Raw genomic sequence first — 7,635 nt, 5'->3', positions numbered from 1 at the left:
AGGATCAAACTCTCAATAAAAAGTTTAATCTACTCAAAAAACTTACTCTAAAAGAATTGCTGGTTTTTAACTTATTTTATATCTGTTCAATTTTCAAAGATCACCTTTGCTTGTCTACCCAAGCGACTTTATTATATTATCACCCCATTCAACATATGTCAACATCTTTTGAAATATTATTTTCATTTTCTACTAACTCTCTAAAATTCATATATAAAATATCAAAAAAACAATGAATATTTAAATTATTCATTGTTTTTCTATCATGTAATCATAAATCCTCAGTATTCTAGCTCTTACCTGTAAATGACAGATACAGAAGAACCCCATTTAACACTATTATAACCATAGCTATTGCAACACCTAAAATCCTTACAGATATTTTATTAACTAAGGCTCCCATTATATCTTTACGTTCAGCAATACATAACATTTGAATGATAGGAAATGGTAATATAAAACTAAGCGCAACCTGACTTAAAACTAAAACATTCATAGGATTTACTCCAAAAGCTATAACAACTAAAGCTGGCAGCATAGTTATTACTCTTCTTACATTGACAGGTATGCTTAAATTAACAAACCCTTTCATTATAGTTTGTCCAGCTAGTGTTCCAACTGCGGAAGATGATAACCCTGATGCAAGTAATGCTATTCCAAAAGCCCCACTTGATAATGATCCCAATAAAGGCTCAAGAGATTTATGTGCTTCTTCCACAGAATCAACAACTATCCCATTTCTATAAAATACAGAAGCTGCTACTATAACCATCGCTGCATTTACCACAAAAGCAATATTCATGGCTATGGATATATCTATCTTTTCAAGCTTTAAATGTTTTTCTTTCCCTTCATCTGAACAATCTACACATCTATGCTTAACAAGTTGAGAATGTAAATATATTACATGAGGCATGACTGTTGCACCAAGCATTCCTACGGCAATAAACACAGACTCACCGTTAGGCAAGGAAGGAACTATTGTATGAATGCCAACTTGTAATAAATCTGGTTTTGCGAGAAATATTTCTATTGTATATGCAACACATATTATTAAAACAAGAACTGTTATTATTATTTCAACGGTCTTTTGTCCATACTTTTCCATGTAACAAATTACAAATGTAATTACACCTATTATAATACCTGAATATATCATAGGGATTCCAAACAATAGGTTTAATCCTAATGTTCCACCAAGAAACTCTGCTAAATCTGTAGCCATAGCACCTATTTCAGCAACAATCCAAAACAACCAATTTAACTTCTTATCAAATATATTAGCACACATTTCTGGAATACTTTTGCCTGTAGCTATACCAATCTTCGCTGACATAGTTTGCAAAAATATGGCCATTAAGTTACTAAATAAAATAACCCAGATAAGTGTATAATTAAACTTTGATCCTCCACTAATATTAGTAGCAATATTACCTGGATCTATATATGCCACGCTAATGACAAAAGCTGGTCCCAAAAATTTAAACAATTCTTTAACCTTATTAAACCTGTTTGATTTTCCAATCACTTCTTTTCGGCATCTCAATATATCTCTAGTTTCTGCTATATTTCTTTTGTAATCCATAAAATTACTTACCTTTCCTAGTTTAATTTCTTATGTATAAAACTGTTATAACTAGTTAACTTTGTTAGTTTAGACTAAATTCAAATTATAATATAAAATATGAATTATTTTTATAAATGTTACAGTATGCAATTTTAAATTTTTCCGGCATATAATTAATTAAGAGCTTCTCTCAAAATGTTGGTGAAAATATGAATGAAAACGACTTTTACACTTTTACTGAATATATGAAAAAAGAAAACAATTCTCTAACTGCTTCTATGGAAGATTACCTTGAAATGATATATAGATTATCTTTTAAAACAGGATTTACAAGGATTCATGATCTTTCTGCTACACTTAATGTTCAACCTCCTTCTGCAACAAAAATGGTTCAAAAACTTGCACAGTTAAAGCTTTTAAAATATGAAAAATACGGAGTACTTGTCCTGGAAGAAAACGGTAAAAAACTCGGCAAATTGCTTCTTAACCGTCATAATGTTATTGAAGATTTTTTAAGAATCCTTGACGTTCCAGAATCTGACATATTAAATCAAACTGAACAAATCGAGCATACAATAAGTAAACAGACAACTAAATGCTTTCAAGATTTTATAGAGTTTATAAAAACAAATCCCAATATAGCTGATGAATTTAAATCTTATAGAAAAAAATTAAAGTAGATTGAACATCTTCTTGATATACTCAATCTACTTTAATTATTAAAATATCACCATAAAGATAGTCATCCAAAAATTATGGCTAATTTTGAGGTTATTATCATTCCTATGTACCGTATCATTTATTTTTGTCATAATGTATCCTCTTTCTACATTCCCTTGTTACCATATTTATCATCTGCCTTTAATTACATCTACATTTTTATAGTTATTTTCAATTGTCCCTATACTTTCTTGTAATTCATTTTACTATAGAAAACATATTCAAGTCTTGATATTTATCTCTAAAAAACGCATACTTTCTTAAAAGTCCTTCATAAACAAAGCACATCTTCTTGAGCATATTTTCTGATGCTATATTTTCAGGATATACAACTGCTTCTATTCTTACTAAATTCATTTCATTAAAACCGTATTTAATTGCCGCCAACACTGCTTCTTCCCCATATCCTTGTCTCCAAAATCCATCATTAAGTTCATATCCAATTTCCGCTCTATAATGCTTTTTATTCCAGTTATGAAATCCACAAGTTCCAATAATTTTATTTGTACCTTTTATCTCTATACCCCATCTAACTCCATTACTCATTTCAAAAGAAGTCTTAAACTTTTCAATTAATACTTCTGCTTGTGAAATATCTCTCATTGGATAAGCACCATAATATTCCATCACCTCTTCTGATGAAAGTATTGAAAACAAATCCCTCGAGTCTTTTTTTGTAATTAATCTTAGTTTCAATCTATCCGTTTCTATCACCGGAAATTCTACAAACTTAATTTTATTATCCATTTTTCCCATCCTCTCTATAAAACTTTATTTCCTTAACTTTTTCTATTTTCATATTACACTATATAATCCATCTTATGTAATAATTTATATAGAACATAGCAATCCATTAACTAAATGTTTGCTGTAGATTCTTTTTTGCGCTTTATTTCACCCACTAAGTTCCTGCGTATTGAAAATCGACATTAATTATTATCAAAAGCGATTTTATATTTAACATATTTTCCTATAATGTAGATACTTTATGATATTATTTTTCTTGTAAATTATGTTATAATTATTAGGCAAACGATAAAATACAAAACATTTGAATTAGATTAATACTTGCTAAATTTATTAGAGTGAAAACTGCATAAGCTCTACTTTTTAATATAAGTATATATAACCTTCAAATGTTTAACAGAGATAAAGGGGAATATAATTATTATGGATAAGGGTTCAGATATTTTTTCAGGATTGGAAGAACTGGGTTTTAAAAATATAAAAGATGTAAATATCTACGAAATCAAAGAAACAAAAAAAAATAATGATAATATACAAAAAAAAGAAATTGAAACCACAGATGAAAGTTCATACCTGTATGATAGGAAAGTAACTTGCCCAGTATGTAGTAATGAATTTACAGCTCGTACTGTTAAGACAAATGCTTATAGAATAAAAGAAAAGAAGAGTGATTTCTATATAGAATATAGTCTTATAAATCCATACTTCTATGACGTATGGCTATGTAATGTATGCGGATACGCATCTATGAAAGCTGATTTTCTTAAAATAAAAAGCTATGAAAAAGAAAGTATAGTAAAAAAAATCACACCAAATTGGAAAGGAAAAAAATATCCTGATATATACGATATAAATATAGCAATTGAAAGATACAAATTATCCTTACTTAATCTTTCAATAATAAATTCTAAATCTAGCAAAAAAGCTATAAATTGCTTAAAACTTGCATGGTTATATAGAGAACTTGGAGACGAAAATAATGAACTACTATTTAGAGAACAAGCTTTAATAGGCCTGAAAGATGCCTATTTAAACGAAGGTTTTCCTATATATGGTATGGATAAATTCAAAATTCTTTACTTGATAGGTGAATTAGATAGACAACTAGGTCATTATGAAGAATCTCTAAGATATTTAGGAGAAGTAATTACATCTCCAGGTATAGACAGAAAATTAAAAGATTTAGCTGTAGACCAAAAAAATTTAATTAAAGAAACTTTGGAAAATATGAAAAGTACTGATAAAAGTACCATTAAAAACACCTCAGCTGACAAAGTAAATATTAATGAAAAGCAAGGTTTATTTTCAAAGTTCTTTATGCAAAAATAATTAACCATATTTATCACGAATTTTCTCAAATATAAAGCAATATCTAATAAGATGATATTGCTTTTCCTATGCTGAAGGTTTATTTAATATATAATTAGCTACATTCTTTCCGTCACCAAATAAAGTTTATAATCTCTACTATCCTTCATTCATTATTTTACCTCTATCTATTATTACTTTTTCATTCAAGTTAAAAATAGCATCTATTATTCTTACTTTTAATGTTCCTGTGCCTTCATTACTTTTATCTAAATTTTCACAAGCTATTTCACCAGCAATTCCCATAGACACAATTCCTGATAAAGCTGCAACAAGAACATTTTCTGTTGCCCCTAAGTATGAACCAATAAGTGATGTACACATACAACCTGTACCAGTGATTTTAGACATAATCTTTTGTCCATTATAAACACTATATAAGTTATTTCCATCAGTAATAATATCTACTGCTCCAGTAATTACAACTACTGTATTTAGCTTTTTTGCAAAATCCTTTGAAATCTTCTTTGCTTTTGTAAACTCATCAGCATTTTCATCTATTACATCACCTGAATCTACTCCCTTAGTTTTTGTTTTCACACCATAAAGAGTTTTTATTTCCGACAAATTACCTCTTATAACTGATATTCTTATTTCTTCCAATATTCTTTTAGCTACTTCTGTTCTATAAGGCGTTGCTCCTGCACCAACAGGATCTAAAATAACTGGAATATTTAATTCATTAGCCCTTTTCCCACCCTTAATCATAGCTTCTACAGTTCTACTATTTAAAGTTCCAATATTTATTACAAAAGATGAAGCAAGGGATACCATATCATAAACTTCATTAATATCATCTGCCATAACTGGTGACCCACCTATTGCTAAAGTAATATTTGCACAATCATTAACTGTTACATAGTTTGTTATATGATGTACTAAAGGATTCTTTTCCCTTACTGCACTTAATGATTCTGAAACTATTTTGTTAATTTCCATTTATTGATCCACCTCCAAGTTAATATATAAATAACACCTGTAAAATAGCTAATACTTTTTTTCATCTCTTGTACCTACTAAATGCAAAAAAACACAAACCTATAGGATTTGTGTTTAAACTACTGTGTTAATAAATTTAAATAAACAACTTCCTACGCTGGCATTATCCAGTTCAGGTTTTAGGGTCAAAGAATTAAGGTTCTCAATCTCAGCTAGCCAATCCAGCCCCCCTGTGTTAATTACACATTTTTCTAATTTAGAATAACATAACCTTTTATTGTATTCAAGTAATTATTATATAATCAAGTTTTTATATAATATACCATCAAGCTCTTCGCTCATGTGTCTAACCTCAACAGCTTCAGCTAAATTATTTGAATATATATCTATCTTATAATCACAAACTTTATCTTTTCTCTGAAATGGATTTTCAGTTTTCTCTATAGATTGAATACTACTTTGCTTAATAAGAGTTGTTGTCTTTGTTAGACTACCACTACTAGCCAGTATTATTTTTTTCGTCACCCCTAAAGATGTATTCTTGTAATTAAAATATCCAAGTAATATATTAATTAAAGTTATAATAACTATAATCCCTAATTTTAATTCACTAGGTATAGCTTTAATAATAAAATATAGAAGTATTAATATTATTAAAGTAGTTATCACTCTTAGAAAAATAAATCTTTTTATACTACTTTTAGGTGGTTTATTTACCTTTCCTAAGAAAATCATTTCAGGTAATATCTTTCCTAAAAACTCTTTATTAAATTTATCATTTGCTATAGGATACAATATTGCTTTCTCATTCCTCTCATCTCCATAACCTATAGTAATAACCTCCAAGGTATATATTCCTAGTAATTGTTGCAGCATACCTTGTTTATATTTTAATGCATGTATCTTTTCTATAGGTATGGAATACTCTTTTTTGCTAAACATTCCATAACTTATACTAAAGTTTTTATTTTGTACCTTTATAGAAAATTGATATAACTTAACTATTTCATATATAATTGATAATAGAATTACAATGATATAAGCTATTACAATCATACATATTATTATAATTATGAGACTAGTCCTATTTTCTAAAAACGAATCACTAATATTAATAGATTGACTTAGATCTTTAACTACAGATGTTTTAACAAAACCTTTAACATTATCTGTAAAATTAAATAAAGCAAAACAACCTCCTATAGCCCAACCCAATTTACTTTTTGTAACTGCATATATTATAATTTCTTTTATAGTAATGATCCTTTCAATAGGTTCTCCTTTTTTATTTTCTTCAAACTTTTCAATATTTATATTATTTTTGCCCTTTAATATATTATCTCTTAGATTTTCAGCTAAGACATACTGTAACTTTATCTTAAACTCTGATTTTTTTTCAACTGCACTTCCACTGTCTATTTTAACTGTACAAATATCAAAAATCCTATCAAGCAAAGTTTTCCCTATATCTATAGTATTTATCTTGTTAAAAGGAATTTCTTGCTTTGATCTCTCAAATATGCCAGTTTTATAAACTAACATATTGTCATTAAGATAAAACTCAGTATTAAGCCATTTTTTTATAGCCACAGCTATTATACCAACTAAAACTACTGCTATTCCAATAAATAAATATTTCTCTCTATAAGATAGCATTAGTATAAGTAAAACCCAAAAATTTTTTATTGAATTAATTATATCGTAAACTATAATAATCCAGTGATTTCTAGTAGGATTATCTATCATTTTCTGTCACCTTTTCCTTAACTTTATCCTTTAAGAAATTACTTATTTCTTCTGCCTTAGCCATCTCAATATTAGGGATTTTATAGCTTCCTCCTGCAGTATATATTTGAAGATCTGCAAGTTTGAACTTTCTATTTATTGGTCCCTGATTAATCTTCATATGTTGAACTCTTACTATAGGAATTACAACAGTTCTAATCCAATATATTCCCTCTGAAAATTCTATCTTATCTTCACTTATTCTATAACGCCACTGCTTGTACTCCAACCTTGGATATAATATTGTATTTAATAACATTAGAAATATTATTATTGCTATTGCTACATTTGCATATACACTTGGATTCCCTTCAAGTATTTGTAATCTTGCTATAAGGAAATAATCTCCTCCTATTAGTATAACTGAAATTATAGCTGTTACTATTGCTCTAGATATAAACCAAGACTTTACCGCATTGGTATTTAACTTATTACCTTTCATAATGCCTCCTTAAGAAGTAAATATAACCACATTATATGATATGAATTGTTAATTTTCAAGTTTTTGA

General features: G+C 28.1%; 7 protein-coding genes and 1 riboswitch. Of the genes, 2 read left to right on the top strand and 5 right to left on the bottom strand.

Annotated features, from left to right (window positions below):
- Positions 1 to 289: 289 nt before the first annotated feature.
- Positions 290 to 1,585 (bottom strand): Nramp family divalent metal transporter, encoded by a 1,296-nt coding sequence (locus tag H9661_RS12735; RefSeq protein ID WP_143317572.1) that lies wholly within the window; start codon positions 1,583 to 1,585, stop codon positions 290 to 292.
- Positions 1,586 to 1,776: 191 nt separating this feature from the next.
- On the opposite strand from H9661_RS12735, the gene mntR reads away from it, so the two are divergent.
- Positions 1,777 to 2,247 carry a transcriptional regulator MntR gene (mntR, locus tag H9661_RS12730; protein ID WP_191769152.1) on the top strand — a complete coding sequence of 157 codons (471 nt, stop codon included), beginning with the start codon at positions 1,777 to 1,779 and terminating at the stop codon, positions 2,245 to 2,247.
- Positions 2,248 to 2,485: 238 nt separating this feature from the next.
- Here mntR and H9661_RS12725 read toward each other — a convergent pair whose 3' ends face one another.
- Entirely contained in the window at positions 2,486 to 3,034 is a 549-nt protein-coding gene (locus H9661_RS12725) for a GNAT family N-acetyltransferase (RefSeq protein WP_191769150.1), read from the bottom strand.
- Positions 3,035 to 3,457: 423 nt separating this feature from the next.
- Here H9661_RS12725 and H9661_RS12720 point away from each other — a divergent pair, with 423 nt between their 5' ends.
- Positions 3,458 to 4,363, top strand: coding sequence for a DUF2225 domain-containing protein (locus tag H9661_RS12720; protein WP_191769148.1), 906 nt, complete (start codon positions 3,458 to 3,460; stop codon positions 4,361 to 4,363).
- Between the two features lie 138 nt (positions 4,364 to 4,501).
- Here H9661_RS12720 and thiM read toward each other — a convergent pair whose 3' ends face one another.
- The 3 genes from thiM to H9661_RS12705 form a co-directional block, all read right to left on the bottom strand.
- Positions 4,502 to 5,341, bottom strand: coding sequence for a hydroxyethylthiazole kinase (thiM, locus tag H9661_RS12715; protein ID WP_191769146.1), 840 nt, complete (start codon positions 5,339 to 5,341; stop codon positions 4,502 to 4,504).
- 131 nt (positions 5,342 to 5,472) lie between these two features.
- Positions 5,473 to 5,583, bottom strand: a riboswitch (TPP riboswitch).
- Between the two features lie 52 nt (positions 5,584 to 5,635).
- The gene (locus H9661_RS12710; RefSeq protein ID WP_191769144.1) at positions 5,636 to 7,087 is read right to left on the bottom strand and encodes a PH domain-containing protein; all 1,452 of its coding nucleotides are present in this window, start codon (positions 7,085 to 7,087) and stop codon (positions 5,636 to 5,638) included.
- A complete protein-coding gene (locus tag H9661_RS12705) occupies positions 7,077 to 7,568 on the bottom strand; it encodes a PH domain-containing protein (protein WP_143317578.1) in 492 nt (163 codons plus the stop codon). The genes H9661_RS12710 and H9661_RS12705 overlap by 11 nt, the downstream gene beginning before the upstream one ends.
- Positions 7,569 to 7,635 lie beyond the last annotated feature (67 nt).

The sequence above is a fragment of the Clostridium cibarium genome, assembly GCF_014836335.1.
GTDB lineage: Bacteria > Bacillota > Clostridia > Clostridiales > Clostridiaceae > Clostridium > Clostridium cibarium.
This window is presented reverse-complemented; position numbering and strand designations above follow the sequence as displayed.

Bases quoted from the DNA above. Each gene is read 5' to 3' on its own strand.
- H9661_RS12735 (WP_143317572.1), bottom strand. From the start codon at position 1,585: ATGGATTACAAAAGAAATATAGCAGAAACTAGAGATATATTGAGATGC.
- mntR (WP_191769152.1), top strand. From the start codon at position 1,777: ATGAATGAAAACGACTTTTACACTTTTACTGAATATATGAAAAAAGAA.
- H9661_RS12725 (WP_191769150.1), bottom strand. From the start codon at position 3,034: ATGGATAATAAAATTAAGTTTGTAGAATTTCCGGTGATAGAAACGGAT.
- H9661_RS12720 (WP_191769148.1), top strand. From the start codon at position 3,458: ATGGATAAGGGTTCAGATATTTTTTCAGGATTGGAAGAACTGGGTTTT.
- thiM (WP_191769146.1), bottom strand. From the start codon at position 5,341: ATGGAAATTAACAAAATAGTTTCAGAATCATTAAGTGCAGTAAGGGAA.
- H9661_RS12710 (WP_191769144.1), bottom strand. From the start codon at position 7,087: ATGATAGATAATCCTACTAGAAATCACTGGATTATTATAGTTTACGAT.
- H9661_RS12705 (WP_143317578.1), bottom strand. From the start codon at position 7,568: ATGAAAGGTAATAAGTTAAATACCAATGCGGTAAAGTCTTGGTTTATA.